This is a genomic window from Ensifer sp. Root31 (assembly GCF_001424825.1).
Lineage (GTDB): Bacteria > Pseudomonadota > Alphaproteobacteria > Rhizobiales > Rhizobiaceae > Ensifer > Ensifer canadensis.
Genome location: NZ_LMCO01000014.1, coordinates 75,225 through 95,568, shown reverse-complemented (window position 1 = coordinate 95,568; position 20,344 = coordinate 75,225). Strand labels below are relative to the sequence as shown.

At 57.6% G+C, this 20,344-nt stretch carries 19 protein-coding genes and 3 pseudogenes; 15 read left to right on the top strand and 7 right to left on the bottom strand.

What is annotated here, in order from left to right; translation table 11 throughout:
* Positions 1 to 322 precede the first annotated feature (322 nt).
* From ASD00_RS15650 to ASD00_RS15645, 4 genes and pseudogenes are all read right to left on the bottom strand, one after another.
* Positions 323 to 1,765 carry a hypothetical protein gene (locus tag ASD00_RS15650; RefSeq protein ID WP_156585615.1) on the bottom strand — a complete coding sequence of 481 codons (1,443 nt, stop codon included), beginning with the start codon at positions 1,763 to 1,765 and terminating at the stop codon, positions 323 to 325.
* Between the two features lie 174 nt (positions 1,766 to 1,939).
* Positions 1,940 to 2,100: pseudogene (locus tag ASD00_RS41710) on the bottom strand (transposase); the annotation flags it as partial.
* 102 nt (positions 2,101 to 2,202) lie between these two features.
* A complete protein-coding gene (locus ASD00_RS40055) occupies positions 2,203 to 2,553 on the bottom strand; it encodes a hypothetical protein (RefSeq protein WP_156585612.1) in 351 nt (116 codons plus the stop codon).
* Positions 2,522 to 3,547: a hypothetical protein gene (locus tag ASD00_RS15645; RefSeq protein ID WP_156585610.1), complete on the bottom strand. Its 1,026-nt coding sequence runs from the start codon at positions 3,545 to 3,547 to the stop codon at positions 2,522 to 2,524. Before ASD00_RS15645 ends, ASD00_RS40055 begins: the two co-directional genes overlap by 32 nt.
* Before the next feature lie 171 nt (positions 3,548 to 3,718).
* On the opposite strand from ASD00_RS15645, the pseudogene ASD00_RS41705 reads away from it, so the two are divergent.
* A pseudogene (locus ASD00_RS41705) lies at positions 3,719 to 3,844 on the top strand (AraC family transcriptional regulator); the annotation flags it as partial.
* A gap of 40 nt (positions 3,845 to 3,884) precedes the next feature.
* Positions 3,885 to 4,259, top strand: a complete 375-nt coding sequence (locus ASD00_RS15640) for a VOC family protein (protein ID WP_057207476.1) — start codon at positions 3,885 to 3,887, stop codon at positions 4,257 to 4,259.
* A gap of 457 nt (positions 4,260 to 4,716) precedes the next feature.
* On the opposite strand, the pseudogene panD reads toward ASD00_RS15640, so the two are convergent.
* Positions 4,717 to 5,174: pseudogene (gene panD / locus ASD00_RS15635) on the bottom strand (aspartate 1-decarboxylase).
* Positions 5,175 to 5,310: 136 nt separating this feature from the next.
* On the opposite strand from panD, the gene ASD00_RS15630 reads away from it, so the two are divergent.
* Both ASD00_RS15630 and ASD00_RS15625 read left to right on the top strand, forming a co-directional pair.
* Positions 5,311 to 5,757, top strand: a complete 447-nt coding sequence (locus ASD00_RS15630; protein WP_057207475.1) for a transposase — start codon at positions 5,311 to 5,313, stop codon at positions 5,755 to 5,757.
* 166 nt (positions 5,758 to 5,923) lie between these two features.
* Positions 5,924 to 6,505 carry a hypothetical protein gene (locus ASD00_RS15625; protein ID WP_156585608.1) on the top strand — a complete coding sequence of 194 codons (582 nt, stop codon included), beginning with the start codon at positions 5,924 to 5,926 and terminating at the stop codon, positions 6,503 to 6,505.
* A gap of 30 nt (positions 6,506 to 6,535) precedes the next feature.
* On the opposite strand, the gene ASD00_RS41700 is transcribed toward ASD00_RS15625, so the two are convergent.
* Entirely contained in the window at positions 6,536 to 6,760 is a 225-nt protein-coding gene (locus tag ASD00_RS41700; protein ID WP_244496059.1) for a PAS domain-containing protein, read from the bottom strand.
* A 1,012-nt stretch (positions 6,761 to 7,772) separates the two neighbouring features.
* Between ASD00_RS41700 and ASD00_RS15620 the strand changes: the two genes are divergently transcribed.
* The 5 genes from ASD00_RS15620 to ASD00_RS15600 all read left to right on the top strand — a co-directional run bounded on the left by ASD00_RS15620 (position 7,773) and on the right by ASD00_RS15600 (position 12,339).
* Positions 7,773 to 8,456 carry a LuxR family transcriptional regulator gene (locus ASD00_RS15620; protein ID WP_057207473.1) on the top strand — a complete coding sequence of 228 codons (684 nt, stop codon included), beginning with the start codon at positions 7,773 to 7,775 and terminating at the stop codon, positions 8,454 to 8,456.
* Positions 8,457 to 8,637: 181 nt separating this feature from the next.
* Entirely contained in the window at positions 8,638 to 9,705 is a 1,068-nt protein-coding gene (locus ASD00_RS15615) for a class I SAM-dependent methyltransferase (protein WP_057207472.1), read from the top strand.
* A 175-nt stretch (positions 9,706 to 9,880) separates the two neighbouring features.
* Complete coding sequence (locus tag ASD00_RS15610; RefSeq protein ID WP_057207522.1) at positions 9,881 to 11,116, top strand: hypothetical protein; 1,236 nt, start codon at positions 9,881 to 9,883, stop codon at positions 11,114 to 11,116.
* A gap of 93 nt (positions 11,117 to 11,209) precedes the next feature.
* On the top strand, positions 11,210 to 11,800 hold the full coding sequence (locus ASD00_RS15605) for a GNAT family N-acetyltransferase (protein WP_082523580.1): 591 nt from the start codon (positions 11,210 to 11,212) through the stop codon (positions 11,798 to 11,800).
* Between the two features lie 248 nt (positions 11,801 to 12,048).
* A complete protein-coding gene (locus ASD00_RS15600; protein WP_057207521.1) occupies positions 12,049 to 12,339 on the top strand; it encodes a hypothetical protein in 291 nt (96 codons plus the stop codon).
* A gap of 456 nt (positions 12,340 to 12,795) precedes the next feature.
* On the opposite strand, the gene ASD00_RS15595 is transcribed toward ASD00_RS15600, so the two are convergent.
* Positions 12,796 to 12,987, bottom strand: coding sequence for a helix-turn-helix transcriptional regulator (locus ASD00_RS15595; protein ID WP_057207471.1), 192 nt, complete (start codon positions 12,985 to 12,987; stop codon positions 12,796 to 12,798).
* A gap of 165 nt (positions 12,988 to 13,152) precedes the next feature.
* On the opposite strand from ASD00_RS15595, the gene ASD00_RS15590 reads away from it, so the two are divergent.
* The 6 genes from ASD00_RS15590 to ASD00_RS15565 all read left to right on the top strand — a co-directional run bounded on the left by ASD00_RS15590 (position 13,153) and on the right by ASD00_RS15565 (position 20,327).
* Positions 13,153 to 13,701: a hypothetical protein gene (locus ASD00_RS15590; protein WP_156585604.1), complete on the top strand. Its 549-nt coding sequence runs from the start codon at positions 13,153 to 13,155 to the stop codon at positions 13,699 to 13,701.
* 94 nt (positions 13,702 to 13,795) lie between these two features.
* Positions 13,796 to 15,397 (top strand): ABC transporter substrate-binding protein, encoded by a 1,602-nt coding sequence (locus ASD00_RS15585; protein WP_057207469.1) that lies wholly within the window; start codon positions 13,796 to 13,798, stop codon positions 15,395 to 15,397.
* A 6-nt stretch (positions 15,398 to 15,403) separates the two neighbouring features.
* A complete protein-coding gene (locus ASD00_RS15580) occupies positions 15,404 to 16,381 on the top strand; it encodes an ABC transporter permease (protein WP_082523579.1) in 978 nt (325 codons plus the stop codon).
* A gap of 12 nt (positions 16,382 to 16,393) precedes the next feature.
* On the top strand, positions 16,394 to 17,269 hold the full coding sequence (locus ASD00_RS15575; RefSeq protein ID WP_057207468.1) for an ABC transporter permease: 876 nt from the start codon (positions 16,394 to 16,396) through the stop codon (positions 17,267 to 17,269).
* On the top strand, positions 17,266 to 19,002 hold the full coding sequence (locus ASD00_RS15570; protein WP_057207467.1) for an ABC transporter ATP-binding protein: 1,737 nt from the start codon (positions 17,266 to 17,268) through the stop codon (positions 19,000 to 19,002). Before ASD00_RS15575 ends, ASD00_RS15570 begins: the two co-directional genes overlap by 4 nt.
* Before the next feature lie 89 nt (positions 19,003 to 19,091).
* A complete protein-coding gene (locus ASD00_RS15565; protein ID WP_057207466.1) occupies positions 19,092 to 20,327 on the top strand; it encodes a CapA family protein in 1,236 nt (411 codons plus the stop codon).
* Positions 20,328 to 20,344 lie beyond the last annotated feature (17 nt).

Sequence of the window (20,344 nt, the reverse complement as noted above, 5' to 3'; positions counted from 1 at the left end):
GAGGCAATTCCTTAGACCTGGTAATCGGTGTGATGACGATCCGGACCAGAACGTCGGTAAGCCATGAAGGTTGGCTGGGATTTGACGAGAACAATCAAGCTGGCTGTGCTCCACATGCCAAAGTGAGCATTTTTCGAGAATGCAGTGTGTTATCAGCCCGGGGCCGAGATCATCCCGGAATGCCGGGGGCAATCATCTCGGAACGAAGGGGCGGCTTCACCGGAATCGCCATCTCTGCTTGGCGGTCCACCCAAATCCTCTCCCTCAGTCGCAAGAGCTTGATATGAAGCGATTCATCTCGATTCGAAAAGCTAAAACCGGCTCAACGAACCCGATTAGACCTGTCCCGATTGGCGTCTCGGAGCTCGTTCCTCAACATGGCAGACGATTTTGCCACGGAATCTGAAACTCTCTGCAAAGACTCCATTCTTGCATGTTCGGCAGGGAACCTTGCGGCGTCGAGCGGCGGAACGTCCATGTTCTCCACTTCTTTGAACGTCTTGCGGAGGTTCGAAATTTCGGCGTCAGACGCCTGATCGATCATGTATTTTTTATTACTCTTCGTTCTTTCTGAAAGGACCTCCTTCAATTCTGGGCTATCGCGCGTGAAGCTGTTCAGGCTCTCTTTGTGATCTTCTGTCAGATAGCCACCCGCGCGAGCTTCAACGATGACATCTACTGCCTCGCTTCTGCCCCCCGATTCGAGAGGTTCACCAGTTTGACCGAAAGTCGTAATTGCGTGATCAATAAGTCCCGAGCGGGTGTCTGGATCTATTTCGTTGAAATATCTCGTCAACTGAGAGGTTTGGATTGCTTTCCATGCGTCGTTGTTAGAGTTAAGCACGTCCGCTGCTACTGCATCCGGCCCGGAAACTCCAATTCGCGTGCTTATGCTTTCTCGGCGAATTTTCTCACGCTCTGCGAGCAGGCCCTTCAATTCGGGCCAACTGTTCTTAAGATCGGATATATCTGTCTGGTGCTCTTCTGTCAGATCGCCGCGTGCTTGGGATTCTACAATGACGTCGGCCGCTTCATGCCGTCCCTCTATATTGATCGAGTAGCCCTCTTCACCGAACGCCTTAAAATCGTCCTCCGTGAGGGGATGCCCTCTATCTCCGAAAGTATTGATTGCGTCCTTAATAAGACGTGATCGATCATCCTTGGCAATGTCGTCAAAATAGGGCGTCATTGCTCTGATTGTCTCGGATCTAGCTACGCCGTCTGGGATAGCGAGTATCTTTGTGACAAGGGCTGATTTTTCTTCCGAAGACCGGAGCTTGAGATTCGGCCCCACGGCTCGCACGTAATCTTCTGCAGGCACTGGCTCAGATTCTCGCGGTGCTCCATATGTCTCCGACCCAACCGGGGGAAGTTCCTCCTTCACAACCGCCGCATGATGATCGTTTGACAGCGAGCGTAAATCATGGATTCGCGTTTGAACCCTTTTCAATTGGGGCGATGTTTCTGTCACGGCGCGAGCGTATGGTGAAAACATTTTCAGGTAGTTTAGCCCGCGTGCGGTCGCACGGATATCATTGGTGACCATATGCGTCCCAATCTGCTCTACGACCTCAGGCGGCAGGCGTTCAAGCAGCTTTGGATCTAGCAGCTCTGCGCTGGGCCCAGCTTCATCTTGACTTTTATTCGCCATGACAATTACTCCTCTTTCGCGGCGGCCGATCACGGCGTTGTACGCATATACAAGCCGGCGTTGACGCCATACTATTCGGCGCACGGCATCAGTTAAACGGTTATTGCGCTTCATTTGTAATACCCGCTATCTTTAAGAAAGCAGTCGAAGACAGCTGTGGCTGGGGCATTAGAAGGCAAGCGGTGATCGTCTACGGCCTCTCACCTACGGCCGACCCAGGCGGCTAGTTGCCCGGGAACTAAACCCTCACAGACTGTGCGACAGTTCATCCACTCCGTAACTGCCTTGGGCCGCGGTGATCTGAACCGGAATAAACGCCGATGTCGAAGACGGCGGGAATGGACGGGCCTGGGTATTATCCATTCCCAAACGAGGTTCGCGTTGACCCCATGTTGGAGCGCAAGTTTCGATACTGATGCGCCAGGTTCAAGGCAGGCCGCGATAAGTCGGTTGACCTTCTTCCATCATTTGGTGTCCACCTCTTTTAGGTGGACACCTCATGCCAAAGCTCACTCAATCACAGAAGGTGCGGGGAAATTCGCGCTTACACATCACCACGCCGCAATCTCGATGCCGGTCGCCACCCGGATACCTGCCGCTTTCGCGCCAACGTGGTCGATATCATCAACAACGGACATCAGAACGTGGCCAGATGGTTTCCCGCCGGTACTGTCCCTGGAGGGGAAGGTATCGAACAAATGCTGGGTGGATCCCATGCCGGGAAGGAATGAGACGGCAAAGCGCGACCAATTTCGTCGCTCGAAGACCCACGGAGAATGTTCGAAGAAGCGCAGTTTTCGCCAATTCAGTCGAGGAGACGGGCGTTGGCGCGGGGTCACAGCAACCTGCGAGGCCGTCTTTACCAAAGGCTCATCGAAGCACGGGGGAACGCGTCCGTTCATCGAGATTTCGAGATCTGCCGCTCGCTTCGGACTGCCCTGCGTACTGTGACAGCGTGGGTGGGCCAGCAGTTTTGACTGGCTCGCCCGCGGGGTGACGCCCGACGATCGCATCTCGGAACCTTCCTTCGGAATTTTTAGGCTGGAAGTGCAAACTTTCAGTCGAAGGGAGAGACCAACTGATCGTGGGGGGGCATCTCCGCATGTCGCAACAAAATGCAGCGTAGGTGTCAGCATTAAAGAGGGCCTCTCTGAACGTTAGACCGCCTTCTCGGTAACGCATTGGCTGCCCAGCCTCGGTTACATCAGCATATCCCCGCGCCCCGTGATCCGTGAGGCCAGCAACATTATGCCCTGCTTCGTGAATAATGGCCCGAGAACCGAATTCCGGGGCAAAAGCCGCCTCTGTTGTCAGCAGCATCGAAACCGAAGGCGGTTGTTCGTCGTCTTTGAGGAACCTGCGCGCCGCCGCGCCGGCCACCTTATCACTGAAGTCAGGATGCTTTGTCCTAAGATCGTCGCGCAGCTTTATCTGCACCTTCGGACCGTCCAGTCCCTTTGATATTCTCAAGAGTGTTTGACTAATGTCATCCATGTGCTCCCACGGGATTTCGTCCGGCGCAAGACCAAAATGTTGCTTTAGCAACACCGAGGTTTTATTGTCGAGTTGCTCCTTACCCAACGCATCGATCGCATATTTTACGTCCTTCCTTGCGCGGCTAAAATTGTGGCGGATTGCATCTAATTGGGGCTTATTGAACTGGTATTCGCTCAACAACAACACGCTGTGTCCGCCTGGAACCGCCAGTTCCGTATACTCAGGAAGCTTGGTTTTGCGAAAATGGCGGGATAGAAGGGTTCGCCCCTCTCTATCAGGCGGTATTTGATCTCTATGAGGCCGTTCCAGGCCCTGCACGTGATCTTTGGATTCTGTTCCAATCCGAGCGCCTAGGCGACGTATTGCCTCTTTCCAGCCTGAATTCGGTTCGTCCGCCATTGCGCCTCACACATGTTTCAATCCTCTGCCTTAGGGTAACTTCTCCCAGAGTGGGTTCGACAGCCACCGCAATAGGGTTTCAATTGAAGCCGAGGTTGAAGGGTGACGCCACGCGATTTGAACACGGCGGACGAATTCGCGCCCGCAAATACCGCCTTGGAACTGACTTGCTCTACGGCGTCGACACATAAACTTTGGCGCGACCTTGGCTATGAATCCGTGTCTGCGTTTATCACAATGTTCAAGAAAGCGCTCGGCGCATCGCCAGCCAAATACTTAAGGAACTTCGACCGTTAAACGCCATGAAATGCAGTTACCAAGTTACAGGAGATGAAACATGTTCACCCACGTCATGGTCGGCAGCAACGACTTAGAGCGGGCCAGGGGCTTCTACGACGCCACGTTCGCTGCCTTGGGAGGCAAGCCCGGCGAGATGGATGCGAGAGGCAGGCTGATCTATGCCCACGAGGGCGGCCGGCTGATGATCACGAAACCGATAGACGGCAAGCCGGCGACTGCGGCCAATGGTGGGACGATCGGTATCGCGGCGGCGAGCCCCGACCGTGTCCGGGCGTGGCATGCCGCCGGTACCGCGCACGGTGGCAAGGCAATCGAGAGCCCGCCTGCGGAGCGTCCGAACGGGGCATTCGTCGCATATCTTCGCGATCCGGACGGAAACAAACTAACTGCACGATCTCACCCGACGAGATAGGCATGCGTGGCGCCCAATGAACAGCGTGATCAATGGTTAGAGGCAAGCAGGTGTAGAGTGTCGGCTCCGGACCGGTTCCGGCCCACCGCATCGATGTTTCGGCATTCGCGGTTGCGAGCTCAGCACGGGCAGCCCCGGATCATTCACTCCCGGCGCTAAGTTCGTCGTCCGCCAATGGGCATGCATTGCGCAGGGCATCTGTGTAAGGACAGGGTCTTTGATTTCGCTTCCCTTCGAGCCGAGCAGTTCAACTACGATCGATGCAAGGTCCGTCCAGTTCCATAAGCTATGTTACGCGATCCACGTTATGTTATAACATCCATAAACCGTAATGCGTCCTTTGACGCACGCCAAACTCCCGACTGTGTCAACCACGGCAACTAATTTTTCGAAACCGCTTCAGTACGGTCGGCGCCACTTCTAGTCGTTCGGTATCTTCAAGGATCGGCCGATTGATCTATTGAACACCAGAAACCATCAGCGGAATGGGCAGTGTAGTCTCCTCTTCATCAAGGATGTCGAATGTATAGCGCCCGTCGTCGTCGATATCGACCGAGTAGCTAAGGCGGTCCCGAACATGGTTTTGTTCGTCAAACGTCAGCACCTTCGGCTTCAATGAGGTGAGCTGGCTTTCTTCGAGATAGACCGAGTTGCAGATGATGATTTGATCGCCAGGCTGGCAGGTGCGCGCCGCGGCTCCATTGAGGATACAACACCTGGATCCACGTTCCCCCAGGATGACATAGGTGGAAATCCGCGTACCGGAATTCTTGTTCCAGATCTCGACAAACTCCATGGGCAAGATGCCGGCTTGCTCGCAATGATCGGGGTCCAGGGGGTAATCGACCCATGATAGTTGAGATTTGACTCTGTCACGTGAATGCCATGCAGTTTGCCTGCGACCAGCTTCCTCATCGTTCCTCTCACCATATTTCGGAGGCTGCTTCATTAGAGCACGGGATTTAAGCGCGAAAGGCCCAATTAACCGCGTTATATTGACAATCGCAGTTCAATCGGTTGAAAACGGGCGAAACTAAACGAGGAAGTACCGATGGCTGAAAAAAACATAGCGGCACTGTCTATGGCAGCCGAGGATGCTCCCGAGAAGGCACCAGAGCGCAAGAAGCGAAGCGCACTAAAGCGCAAAAACGCTTCCACGGCCTCGGCTCGGACTCCGTCAACGGCATCAACAGCCACCAGGACACGTTTCACCGCGGAAGAACAGCGGGCGAAGCTCGCGTCTATCGAAGCACAAATTTCGGGCGCGAGCACACTTAAAGACGCGGTCAGAATCGTGGGAATATCGGAGCAAACTTACTATAACTGGAAGAATAGCGGGAAGCAGGACGAGGCAACGAGCCGCGACTCTTTACCTGCCTCTGACGGGTTTGCGGAACTCGTGGAAATTGACGCAGAAAACCAGAGACTGCGTAAGCTTCTGTCCGAAAAGCTGCGCGCAGAGAACGTTGACCTGCGCAAGAAACTTGGACTGGATTGAGATCGGCTATGCGCTGCAGACCCCTTTGTCTTAGCGGGTGGGAGGAACCTTGTGGCTTACCGCCCAAAGATGATGGCACGCCCGTGGGTTAGTTAAGACGCCAAGTTCCCGCCCTGTATTGGTGCCGCAAGAGGTTGCGGCACAAACCGCATTGAGGTGCAAACGTATGAAGCCACCACAACGTCGATTCATCGTTGAGTACAAATCCGGACGCCGTATGCCAAAGACGCAGGTGACCTCGATTTGGGGCAATGTGAATATCCAGGCCCTTGCCCGCGAAGTTGAAGACCAATCGTCTCATTTGTTCGGCGCCATCCGACCCGTCGTTCAAGAGGTCATAGCCCCAACTGCCTCATGTGAGCTGGTTTCGGCGCTCGAACCCGTCGCTGAAGAAATTGCCCTTGAGGTGCCGTCAGATCCAACTGGGAATAGCGCGGATAGCACCGCGCCGATTTCGCCTTCTCTTGAGGACGTTGCTGAGCCTGCGCCGACCGCAATCGAGCTTCCGATAGAGAATACCGGCAAGATCGCCAAAAAAACGCCTCGAAGGCGAATACTTCGCGCCGTGATGCCCGATAGCAAAGCTGCGGATGAGCCTCAAAAGCCACTAGCGAGTGCTGAAACCACGCCAGTCACCGTAGACCAGTTGGCCGCACTTGATGCTGAAAACAAACGTCTTCGGCAGTTGCTCGCCAACCAGCTTCGCGCCGAGAATGCGGAGCTCGAAAGAATGCTCAAGCGGTTTTGAACGGACGGAACGCGGCACCCGAGGGGAAAGCTAGTGGGCTCGGTGGTTGTTTGCGGCGGCCGCGCTTTCAAGAACAACCATACCGGGATAGAGCACGGGTGTGTCGTTGCGATTGCGAAAACATCGGGCGAAGACGATCACAGAAACATACTGGCCGTTTCGCGTCCTGACTAGGTAGATAGATTCCTGCGCTCGTGCTCCGACAATGGTGTCGGTAATTTGTTTGGCGACATATGCCCGCTCTTCGGGATGCACACGATCAAGGTAATGCTGAGCGGAAGTCCCCGGTCGGTCTTCTCTGCGACAAGTCCAAAAAGCTCAGCCAAGGCTGAATCTGCATAGACAAGGTCCTTCGTTATGTCCCAGGTGAAAATGCCGGAGTCAGCAGCGTCCGCATCCGTGAGCTCCACAACGTCCGTTCTTTACAGTCAGAGCAATCTCTTGGCGGTTCCGATCGTTGCTGATGAGAAGCTGTGGCGCTTGCGCGGGTCTGTCCTCAGGTGCAAACATCCGCCGTCGTTCCGCCCTTTAAACACCTGCCCGCTGCGTGCCGATCGAGGAGCGGCTCTGAGGTCGTCTGTCAAATCCGCGATGGCAGAATAGATTAGCGAATGCCTGAGGGTGTTACCCGCCCCCCTGCTCCTGATTCCGACACGGAACAATCCGGCCACACGTCGTGCCTTTTCCACTGCTGGCATAGGTTTCGCGCTCTGCCCCAGATCGCCGTGCCCATGACCCGACGGTGGCTGCGATGTGCTTGCAGGACGCACTTGTAAGCTTGATTGCAGTCTCGAGCTCCTCGCTCTTGTCAAAGGGCTCTGCGATAACTTGGAAACTTTCGTGCTTCCTTGGGGGCTCGGCGTGTGATCTCGCGTGTGCGCTTCTCCATTCCCTCCCAGCTCGATTATGCCGATCATGCCGGCTTCATCGATGGCGTGTCATTGGTTGAGCACCTTACTCAGGCTGTCCGCGAGTTTGCGGCGACACAGCAAACGAGGTCTTCTTGACAATAAACGAGCGGCACAGATCGACAACTCCGGTTCACGTCATTGCCTTAAGACGATTCCGATCGGCAGGGGGAGACCTCATCGGGCTCAACTAAAACGCTACCCAATTTCGTTTACTCCCTGGTGTTTCCTGCAATTTCTCTGCCGAAATGCTTGGGTTAGGATTGGACCTTTGAAGCGAAAGAAACGATGCCGGACAAACGAAGCCTTCGTCTAATCAACTATATAGACTGTCTTCGTCTTTGACTGCGCTGCGAGCAGTGGAGCATCGCGAAGACATTTGTCGCGCACTCGACGAGCTTTGCGCGCGATACGAGATGGCGCACATGACGTTCCTCGTGGTCAGTGCGGGAGCCGCGTCGAACACGTATCCGTATTTCTGCACGACCTATCCCGATGCGTGGACTGCTGAATATCTCGAAAGGGGTTACTTCGGCAGCGACCCGGTTATCGACGTTATGCGGTGGGGCCTTCTTCCTGTGGATTGGTCTGCCCTCGATTGGCGGTCGAAGCCGGCTCGCCGACTGTTTAAAGAAGCGCTCCTTTATGGGGTTGGCTCCCAAGGTTTGACGATCCCGATCCGAGGCGCGAATGGCGAACGCAGTCTCTTCTCTGCGACCTCAAGCCTTCCGAGAAGGGAATGGACGCGCTTACGCGATTCAAGCGTCCACGAGATGCAGATCCTTTCCCACTATTTGCATGAGACGGTGCTTGACGGTCTCGGTTTTCGAAAGGCCGAGCGAATTCGCAAACTTTCCGGGCGAGAGAGCCAGTGTCTGCAACTGCTGGCGAGGGGGCGGATCTCCAAGCAAATAGCTGCGGATCTCGGAATCTCAGAAAGTGCGGTCAAGTTGTATCTTCGTTCCGGACGGCTCAAACTGGGTGCCTTAACAAGCCATCACGCTGTTGCCTTGGCGAGCTTCCTGGAGTTGGTCAAACTCTGACCGTGTGCGGCTCCTCAGTACCCCTGGGATGTCTGCGGGCCCCGAAAGATTAGCCTACCGATTTCGGTAGATTGGCGGTCCCCTCGCCCGGGTTCACAAATAGAAACTCCTGAGCGGCAACGGAAGGCGTTTCGGTTAGTGCGAATTGCTGATCTACGCCGCCACGGCAATGGAGATAGCTATGGTGGATCGGTCAACAATTGAACATTGGCGCAAAGCGCCGAGGCTCACATCGTTTGCGGGTTTCTTCGAAAGAACTGCCAGCGGTGAATCTGGAGCGCCAGACCTTGCCGAGCCAAGACTTGACCTTAGCCTGCTCGACTTCGACCTGGAAGCCACGGTCTTTTCGGACACGCATCGACGTCTCTGGGGGCACTTCGATAGCCATTACTTCGCCAGCATTCCCTACAGGCTTGAAGAGGAAGGCCGCTTGGGAGCGGCGATACTCTCCTTTGCATTGCGGATCTGGGCGCAAAGCGCTGCGCCGACGACAATATATACGCTCGGTACTGGAACCGGATGCCTCGCGCGTACGCTGGCGACCCTCGGCAATGGTCGTATCGAAGCACTTTGCTGTAGCCCAACGGCGGCCAATCGGTTGTCGTTTGTGGCAAACCGTGGAAGTGAACATGCACACTTCTTCCACGGCCCGTTCTTCGAGCTCACCGACGAGAGATACGCGAACGATCCGGAACTTTTCGTTTTCAGCGATGGATTTGACGTCCTTTTCGAGGACACAACGTTCCAGATGTACGATCGCGACCGCATCAAGCAGTTAGACTTCGTAGCGCCCCGAATCCGACCGGGTGGCATTCTCGTTCAGGTGCAAAAACTCGCGCATGTGGATCGCGAAATCTATGAGGAACGCGAGCGCCAAAAGGACGAGCTTTTCAAAACCCGATACTTTTCGACTGGTGACATCTCAAGAAAGAAGGACGAGGTCCTGAACACCATGGCGGGCCTGCAGGTCGATCTTTCGACGACGGTTTCCTCTCTCAGGATGTTTTTTCGCTACTCGGTGCTGACCTGGAACAGCGGCAACTTCTACACCATCGTCTCGTCCAACTCACGGGCGGCTATACTGGAGCTTCTTTCGTTGATGCTGAAACCAGCGATCCCTCCTGGTTACTGCTATGAGCGTTTGCCAGTGGCAATTGTCGATACCGATGTCGAGCCATTGGCACCTGATCTCAGCTGGCGCAGTGCGAACACGATGATGCCACTCGCGCCAAGACGGTTGGCATCTTGAGATGACGTATCCCCTACCCGATGGCCGATACTGCAGTGTAGCTAACGTGAAGCGGGTGTTGTCGGAGTTGATGCCGCATCTCGTCCCCTACTGGGAGCGGCCGCTGAAGGATCACGCCGCAGCGGCTTTCGATGCCAGGGAATTTCACTCGGGATGTTCCGTGCGTCACCATGCTATGACACTGCTGTGCAAATGTATCGAGCGGACTGCTCTCAAGTCCGGCTACGGCGTTGAAGGAGCCCGAAGCGCCGGTGATCAAATGTGGAGGTCGCCTACCCTTCAGACGGGCCCGCATTGCCTTTTGCTCATCGAGCCGGACGCCTTCTACACGCATGTGTTCAGTTTGTTGGGCCTGAAGGCGCAACAGCTTGCTTGGTACATCACGTATCACGCCTCGACTGTCAGTTTTGCTGAAAAGGCCAAAAAGGGCCCCGGCTGGGTCTGGGTGGAGGGGAAGCCGCTGAACGTCTTTGGGCTCCCTCGCAGCCGAATGGACTCGTTCAGCATCCTTGGATCCAACGGCCCAGTTCGCTTTGCCCTTTCAAATTCCCGAGGCGAGCCGGCCCAAAACAGCTTCGCCGCGGATCTCCTCGCTGCGTTGCCTTCAGATGAATTTGAGACAGCTGCCGATGCGATCTCGCAGGCCAATCAGATGCTGTGGCGCCGTAACCTCCCCTTTTCTGCCAATCTGCTTCAGCTTGATGATTTCGACATAGCGGATCTGGTTGCAGATCATCTCGATGATGCCGCCTCGTGGTTTTCGACCGCGTTCATCGGAAACGCTGCGCTGGCCGAGAGCATCCTAAACGCGATTGATCGGCTCAATGCGGGGTCTTGGCTGGGATGGATTCGTCGAACGACCGATTTCTTCTGGGGAATGGAAAAAGGCAGGATTGTTCCGCTTCGCCTGCAAGATAACGTGCTTAGGGCGAGCAACGCGTCGAACTTTGAAATCGCGTATCGGCGCGAAAGTGTCGCAGGCGCGCTTCGGCAACGCGAACTGGTGCCAAGCCTTTACACCGTGTTTCTGGTGACCTCGATCTTGCCCGGCGTACGAGTTCTTGGAGGATGCCGCCAGGTCATCTACTACCCCCTCATGCGCTATCTTGCAGCCTTGGGATTCGCGCAATCAGGTCAGTCAGGGCTTTTGGCTGAACTGCGCCGCGACGCGCGACCCGGGCTTTGGGGCCATCGCGTTTTGAAGCCTGCTAGCGGCGACCCGTTGGCCGAGATTCGGGATTCCGGCGGGGTCGAAACGCTCCTGTCGCGATATGCTGAGATGCCTTTGGTGCAGGCGGTCGGCGATCTCGCGAGCTTTACGATGGACCCGGCCTGGGCACGTCTTTCCGAGCAGACGCACGGTGGGTTCATCTCCGCTGGATCTCCCGAATGGCAGTGGTCGCGTTCGTGAATGACAGTGCACTTAATAGAGGTTCATTGAGGCGACAGCTCGTTCGAAGAGCGTCCGCGGCATAACATTTCGAGTGCTATCGTGGAGGACAATATGCCGATTGCTGATCAATTGGTCGTCAGGCGACTGTCCGTCAAGGACGTCGATGTGTTTCGACGTTTACGCCTGGAGGCGCTTTCTCACGAACCATTTTCGTATGCGAGCGTGTTTGCGGATTGGGCTCGCCTCTCCGACCGCCAATGGCGTCAACATCTGAGCCAGCCGGTGTTCGCCGCTTTTCTTGGTGGGCAGCCCGTCGGCATGATGGGGCTCAGGTTTGAACATGCAAGAAAAATGGCCCACCGTGGAAAGCTTGTCAGTGTTTATGTCAGGAAGGGTAAACGCGGCACCGGGATTGCCGCGAACCTCTTGCGGGAGGTCATAGACCACGCACTCGCTCACGGAGTTATTCAGCTTGAGCTTGCCGTGAGCGCGGAAAATTCGGCAGCGATGCGCTTTTATGAACGCCATGGATTTGTCGAGGTCGGCTGTATCCCAGACGGGTTCCTCGGCCATGATGAGAAGCACGATGAGATTATCATGTTTCTGCGCTTGGCGCCGCCGTTCGGTCCAGGTGAGATTATTTGCCGAACCGTACCGGAATCGAGAAATCAGACCTTCCCTTCCGTGTCCTTTGTTCGGTAGCATTCTCTGATGATCGATGCAGATTTCCCCGCGTCCAGTGAGCCATCTGGATGCAATCCTCGCCCTGCCTCAATGGCAGGGCTTCTTTTTAGGCCATCGAGAGTTATCGTAACAAGCCCGGCCCAGACTGGAAATGGAGCGAGCCTCGGGAAGCCGACCCGATTGCGGGACGTTGCTTTCGAGGGAAGAGTTGACGTGCGAAACGGACGCGCGTTCAAATGCAAGGACTATTGTTTACTCAGGCCAGTATGTCTCACACAAACGCGTTCATCTCAGAACTGATCAGAGCCGCCAACGAAGTCGAGAGATTAACGCCTTCGGAAGTAAGTCGGCTCCTCGACCGATCGGTCGATACAATCCGGGAAATGCGCGAACAGGCTAACGTCGGAGGAAGCAGGCGCGCCAACGACGTGTTGATCAATTTGGGAATAGCCTCTGCCCGCGCGCGAGATCTATCCACTGAAGACATCAGGGATACGTTGATCGATGCGGCCGATGTCATTCGGGCGCTGCGCATTATCCTGTCTGAAAGGGAATGAGGCACCCGCAATGAGCGTCGGTTTGAAAAGCGGCGATTTTGTCTCGCGGTCTGTAGCCGAAGGGGACCAGCACGTCGCAGGGAGATGACCGATGGGATATGACTGGACTGGCGCTCGACGGCGCCGCATAAAATTTGCGCGCTGCGGCGCCGCCGTTACCCTCGCTGCGCTCCTGGTGAGTGTGGCCGCGCAAGTTGTGAACAAGGCGCTCTAAAAGAAAAGGTCTCTTCTCGCGTGAGCAAGAAGAGACCCGGCGTCTGAGCGTTCGAATTCACAGACAGCATATTCATGACAGAGGCTGTGAAAATTAATAGTCCCCGCACGCGATTGTGCACGGGCAATTGAGATGGCTGCCATTACCAACAGCCTCCCGCTGAGGCTGTCGCCGGCAGCCTCTCGCTGCGGCTGCTTGCGTAGCGCGGGGCGCGTGCCATTGCGAGGAGTCAGTCTCGGCGACTACTTTCTGAATCGAACCCCCACCCCGCGGCCATTCTCGGGGATGAACTCGATGCCGGCCTTCTCAAACGCGGAGACAATGCTCGCAATATTATTGCTAATCGGTGTGTGAGCGCCGCGCTCGAAATCGGCAATAGTCTGTCGAGACACGTTTGCTGCTTTGGCCAGTTCCGCTTGGCTCCAGCCCAACATAGCCCGCGCACCCCGGCATTGCTCCGTCGTAAGAAGATCGTTATTCAAGGCAAACTTTCTGATTGACTTCTATCATTTTGTAGGAAAAATTGCAGCCGACGATCGAACAGGTGCTCGAACACCTGCTCGATCTGACCGCAACCCAAGCTGTCAGGAGCTCGGATCATGGCTGATTCCGACAATAGCAGAACTTTGTCTATGGTCACCCGGAGAGATTCTCATTCTCTCGCGGCGGCGTCATTACCCACAAATCCAGAGGTTGCTGCCCGTCAAAATCCAAGGTTTAGCCGTTGCGCCGACGATCCCGCGGTCGAAGCTTGGCACCAGTGGCGCCACGCCTGGGACCGTCTGAGCGAATCGACGGTGCATCAGCAGCAGCTCGAAACCTCACTCTTCTCAGGTGATCTGTCCGCTTCAGAACAGCATGACGGCTCCCGCGCCTACAACGAGGCCCTCGAAGTAGAGGATCAGGCAGCGCTGGCAGAGGAACTGGCCGCACAGGCCTTATGGCAGACATCTGCCGTGTCGATCACAGGAATCATTGCCCAAGTCGACGCGATCCTGCATCGCGGTCAGCCCTCCCCTACCTGTATGGATGAACCGTGGCCACAAATACGCGCGGCGATGGCTGATCTCATCGCGATCGACGCGGCTGTTGATCCACCGCGCCGCCTTCGTTCGTGCGAACCCCAGGCGACGTTGCAAAACAGCTGAGCAAGTCCGCCCGACTAACCGGTTGATTTCCCCCGCGCCGGAGCCTTCCGGAGCGACCCTCTGACTCTGTCAAAAAAACAAGAAGGAACCGCACATGAAACTGGGAAGACACCTTTACTCGCGCCTCCTGCCGGCGCTTCTGCTTTCGGTCCCGCTTTGGAGCGCGCTGCCCGTGACGGTCCTGGCGCAGGAAGATGGTGAACTGCGCATCGCCACGTCCTACAAGCTGATGACGCTCGATCCGCATTACGCCAATCTCAACGAGAACACCTCGCTGCTCTCCCATATCTACGAGCGGCTCGTCTATCAGGATGAAGGACTCGAGCTGAAGCCCGGTCTTGCTATCTCCTGGCGGGCGCTCTCTAACACAAAATGGGAATTCAAGCTCCGCGACGGGGTCCGTTTTCATGACGGCTCGGTTTTTGATGCAGACGACGTCGTCTATTCGATCGAGCGCATCCGGGATTTCCTCACGCCACCCAGCGGCGGCTTTCGCTCGTCGGTGAGCGGCATCAAGGCGATCTCGATTCCTGATCCCCTCACAATTGTCATCGAGACAAACGGCGGGGCTGCGAACCTGCCGCTTCTCTTCTCCTCGATCTTCATGATGAACAAGCCGGCGGAGGGCTTCGAGACAACCGAGAAGCTCAATGCCGGGTCTGCGCCCATAGGTACTGGTCCCTATCGCTTCGAAAGCTGGAGCTCCGGTGAGAATCTCGGACTTACCCGCAACGACGGCTATTGGGGCGGCACACCAGCCTGGCGGAAGGTTGCCTTCCGCGTGATCGAGAACCCGGCCGCGCGGGTGGCGGCGCTCAGCACCGGCGAGGTCGATGTCGCCGACGCCATCCCTGCCCGCGATGTCGACGGGTTGAAGCATCGTGGTGCCTGGATCGCCAGTATCGGTGCCGCTCGCATCAACTTCGTTCAGGTTGACGTTGACCGGGACATTCTTCCTGGAGTGACGGACAAATCGGGCGCGCCGATCGCCAATCCGTTTAAAAACCCACTGGTCAGGCGGGCGCTGGCACTGGCAACGGACCGCGGCATTATCGTCGACAAAATCCTTGCCGGCTACGGCACGGCGGCGTCGCAGGTATTCCCGACCGGCCTGCCCGGCACCTCGGCCAAGCTCTTGCCCGAGGGACCCGACTTTGAGCAGGCAAAGGCTCTAATGGACAAGGCCGGATATCCTCAAGGCTTCAACCTCGTCCTTGCCGGACCGGCCGGCCGTTACCCCGGGGATGCCGAGAGTCTGCAGGCGATCGCGCAAAGCTGGGCTCGGATCGGCGTTGCCGCCCAGCCTTCGGCCGCACCGTTCTCTGTGTTCAACACCAAGCGGGCTGCCGGCGACTACGCAGTCTGGTATGGCGGCACCTCCGGCGAGGCGGTCGACATCATCCTTCGCGCACTGGTCGCCTCGCCCAACCCGGCTCGCGGAACCGGTGCGCTGAATTTCGGCAAGTATCGGAACGTTCCCTTCGATGCCAAGTTGGCTGAAGCCGAGAGCATTGCGGTCGGCCCGGAGCGCAACGCGGCACTTGCCGAAGCCACCGAGCTTGTCATGGCGGACCAGCCAATCATCCCCCTCTACCACTTCCACCACATCGTCGGTTACGGCCCGCGCGTTGGATCCTATGTCATGCATCCGCGCGGCTGGACGACGGCGATGCAGACCTTGGCTTCGAAGGAGTAAGTGCTCATGGGCATGATCTCTGTCGCATTCGGAAGGTTGTCACAGGCCTTTCTCCTTCTCATCGCCATGTCGCTGATCGGCTTTGTTGGCCTCCACAGCGTCGGCAATCCGGTCTTCAACGTCGTCAACATAGAAACCGCCACGGCTGAGGACATTCGGCTAGCCACAATCGTGCTCGGTCTAGATCAGCCGATCTGGCGCCAGTACCTCGTCTTCGTCGGCAATGTCGTCAGCGGCAACTTCGGCACCTCCTACATCTATCATCAGCCGGCGTTTGAACTGGTGATGCGCAAGCTGCCGGCGACGCTGGAACTTGCTTCGATCGCCATGCTGATCGCGGCACCCCTCGGAACCGGGCTTGGACTTCTCGCCGGCCGCCGGAATGGCACACTGTTCGATCGAACGTTGCTGAACGTCAGCGTCTCCGCGTTGAGCATCCCCTCCTTCTGGCTGGCGATGATGCTGATCCTTGTGGGCGCCATCCTGACCGGCTGGTTTCCGTCCGGCGGCCGCGGCTCGACCGTGCGCGTTCTCGGTGAGAATTGGAGTTGGCTGACGGCCAACGGACTGTGGCACCTCGTGCTCCCGGCCCTGGCGCTGGCCATTCCGAACATCGCGTTGATCGCGCGGCTGTCGCGCTCCGGCACGATCGAGGTCGAGAGCCAGGACTTCACCCGGTTTTGCCGCGCCAAAGGGCTCTCTTGGCGGCGCATCCTCATCCGTCACACGCTTCCGAACATCAGCGTGCCGATCGTGACGATCATCGGCCTGCAGTTCGGCGGCATGCTTGCCTTTGCCGTGGTGGTGGAATCGATCTTCTCGTGGCCGGGTGTCGGCAAGCTTCTCATCGACTCGATCCAGCTGCTCGACCGTCCGGTGGTAATGGCGACGCTGACCTTCATCGCTGTCGTCTTCGTTGTGCTCAACGCCCTCGTCGACCTCTTCTACGCGGTGCTCGATCCGCGCGTGCGCCTGTCCTCATGAAAGTGATCCGTCATGAAAGCCCAAATCTTGAGCGCTTTTAAGAAGCGTCGATACGGACCGGTGCTGACCGCGTCCAAGCTGCTGCTAGCCAGCTACATCCTCGTTGCCATTGCCGCCCCCTTGATCGCACCCCAGAACCCGTACGATCCGTTGCAGATCTTCGGTTGGGAGGCGTCCTCGCCACCGGTCACAATGGGCAGCGGAGGATATCTCTATCTTCTTGGAACCGACGGTCTCGGCCGCGATATCGTTAGCACCATCGTCTATGGCCTGCGCATCAGCCTTGTTGTATCGATCGTCAGTTCCGCTGTGGCCGCCCTGATCGGGCTGACCGCCGGTGTCAGTGCCGCCTACTTCGGCAAATGGGTCGATGTCGTGATCATGCGGCTCGTCGATCTGCAGCTCAGCCTGCCGACCATCCTGATTGCGCTGATTGCTATCGTCACGCTCGGACCGGGCATCGACCGGATCATCCTGGCACTGGTCATTGTGCAATGGGCGACGTATGCGCGTATCGCCCGGAGCGTCGCACTCAGCGAGGTCAAGAAGAGCTACATGGATGCCGCCCGGCTGATGCGGCTGCCGACATTCCGGATCCTCTTTCGTCACCTGCTGCCAAACAGCATCGCGCCGGCGATCACCCTGATCCCGATCGAGGTCGGCCATGCCGTGGCGCTGGAGGCGACGCTGTCCTTCCTGGGCCTCGGCGTTCCGATCGACAAGCCGTCGCTCGGCTCCGCCGTTGCCAACGGCTTTCAGTATCTGATGACCGGTCAGTACTGGATCAGCCTGTTTCCCGGCCTCGCCCTCTTCGGCCTGATCGCCAGCATCAATCTCGTCGGCGAGGACGCTCGCCGCAGCCTCGATCCAAGGAACCAGACGCGATGACAGTACAACATGTGACGACGCCTCACAGGTCGTCCCAATCCGCCTCGGCACCACAGCCGCCCTTGCTGCGCGTCGAGAATCTCAGCCTTCGCTATGTTTCCAGGGCCGGTCCGACGACGATCCTCAGCGGTGTCAACTTCGAACTCAGCCGTGGAGAGATTCTTGGCATTATCGGCGAGTCAGGTGCTGGCAAGTCGACAGTCGGCAATGCCATCCTCGGCCTGCTTGCGCCGGAGTTCCAGCAGACGTCAGGAACAATCAGCTTCGAAGGCAAGGTCGTGGACGCGATGACGACCGAGGAGCGCGAGGGGCTACGGGGAACGCGGATCTCGGCGATTTTTCAGGATCACACCGCTTCCCTTGATCCGTTGATGAGCATCGGAGGTCAGGTTGAGGAAACCTGCCTAACGCTCGACCCATCGCTTTCGAGACGTGAAGCCCGCGCCCGGGCAATCGATCTGCTTGCCCGTGTTGGCATTCCCGAGCCTGAGCAGCGATACCGAAACTACCCGCATCAGTTCTCCGGCGGCCAAAGGCAGCGCATCGTGATCGCTATCGCTCTTGCTGGCTCGCCCGACATCATCGTTGCCGACGAGCCGACCTCGGCACTCGATGCCACCGTGCAGAGGCAGGTCCTTGAACTCCTCAGGACCCTCGTCAATGAGACCGGTGTTTCCGTCATCCTCGTTACCCACGACATGGGGGTGATCTCCGAGATCACCGACCGGGTACTGGTTATGAAGAATGGCCAGGTGGTGGAATCGGATCAAACCGCTGCCATCCTCGATCGGCCGAGCCACGACTACACGAAGAAGCTGCTGGCAGCGGTTCCACGGCTTCGCATGCCGGAAAAGGTGGCGAATATTGAAGACAGGGCGGGAGACGGTGATGATCAGGGCGGTTCTCGTGCCACCGGCAACGCGGGGCGTCCACTTCTTGTGGCCGAAGGCATCGCGAAGGAGTTCTCACCACGCGGGTTCGGTTTGGGATCTGTCTGGGGGCAGAAACGGCCAAGCTTTGGTCTGCGCGATATCGGAATCCGCCTGCCGCGCGGGACGATTACTGGGATCGTCGGCGAGAGCGGCAGCGGCAAGACAACCTTCGGCCGCATCCTTGCCGGTCTCGAAACGGCGCGTGAGGGCCGCATTGTTATCGGCGAGCAAACCTTCGAGGCTACCTCAAGCGGCTTTCGCAGTGGTCTTCTCGGCCGGGTGCAGATGATCTTCCAGGATCCGTCCGTCTCCTTGAACCCGCGTTTGACCATCGGCGAGACACTGGAGGAAAGCATCCGGTTCGGCGCAAGGGTGGGTTCCCGGGATAGGCCGACAACCGAAGCGTCGGGCGCGATGATGGATCGGCTGGGTCTTGCCTGCAGCCTGCTTTCCCGCCATCCGCATCAGCTTTCCGGCGGCCAGAAGCAGCGCGTCTGTATCGCCCGGGCGCTGCTCGCAAATCCCGAGATCATCGTCGCCGACGAGCCGACCTCGGCCCTCGATGTCTCGGTGCAGGCCGAGATCGTCACGCTATTGAAGGAGACGATTGCTGAGCGAGATATGACCATGGTGTTCATCTCGCATGATCTCGCCATCGTCCAGGCGATGTGCAGCGCCGTCTACATCTTCAAAAACGGCCGGGTCGAGGACTTTGGGTCCTCGGACTTCATCTTCTCACGCTCCGACAATGCCTACACCCGCACCCTGATTGCCGCTCGTCCTCAGCGCTTCATATGCTGAGCCGCGCTGCAGTTCCGTGCGCGTGGGTGGAGCCCGCAACCATCAGACATTCGAAAAGGCTGGTGCGCATCGCCCCAGAAAGTCCTTCCATGAAAGAACGCTTCACTTTTGCCCTGACGGGCCAATCGCTGATCAAGCACGACATCCGCGACATCACCGTTCCGGCATTCCGCAAGGTTCAGTCACTGCTGCGCGAGGCCGATCTCGCCTTCACCAATTTCGAAAGCACCATCCTTGGACGTTACGGCGGCTGGCCGCTCAAAGGTTCGTTCTTTGGCTGCAGCGATCCGCTCGTGCTCGATTGCCTCCAGGACATCGGCTTTGAGGCGCTGTCGCTTTCGAACAACCATGCTTTCGACCTCGGTCCCTCCGGCGTGCTCTCGACGTTGGAAGAGGTCGAAAAACGCGGCTTCCTTCATGCCGGTCTTGGTCGCGATCAGCAAGAAGTCTCGCGGGCGAGCCGTGCGACGATCGCCGGCCGGCCGGTTGCCGTCGTTGCGATGGACGGCGGTCCCGGTCCCGACTTCATGTATGCCGCGGATGGTGAGAACAATCGTCCAGCACGTCCGGGCGTCAACCGGCTCGGTATCAGCCAGAGGATCGAGGTGGATGGCGAAACGTTCGAACAGCTGGAAGCGATCCGTGACCGGGTTGGTTATACCGCGATCGATCTTGCCAATGACAGCCAGCCGGATGATCGCCCGCATCTGGACCCGGACACCGAGGTCGCCCTTGCCCGCGCTGTGTTCAAGCGCTCCGACAAATGCGGACGCAGCGTCAGCATCAATGAGGCGGATCTTCAGAGGAACCTTGCCGCCATCGCGAATGCGGCGAAGGATAGATCGCTGGTGGTCGCCTATCTGCACCATCATCATTGGGCATCCGACTGGTATCAGGTTCCGGACTGGGTGAGCGGTGTCGCCAAGGCCTGCATCGACGCCGGGGCGTCGATGTTCGTCAGCCACGGTGCGCCGGTGCTGCAGCCGATCGAGATCTACCGGGGCCGGCCGATCTTCTACAGCCTCGGCAACTTCATCTTCCATGTGCGCTCAGAGAAGTCGACCTGGACGGCGCGGGAGGTCTGGGAGAGCGTGGTGGCGGCCTCGACCTTCGATGCCGACAACCGTCTCGTCGAGATCAGACTGCATCCGGTGGTCATCGGCGGTGACGCGGCACTAGAGGACGGCGTGCTGGAACGCCGTTTGGCACCGCATCTGGCGACAGGGACAAGCGCCGAGCGCATCTTGGCGCGGCTCGGGGAGCAGTCGGCCGGGCTCGGCACCGAGATCCAGATCTCGGAAGGTGTCGGCATCATCTGCGTCTAGTCGGTGTTGTACCGGCT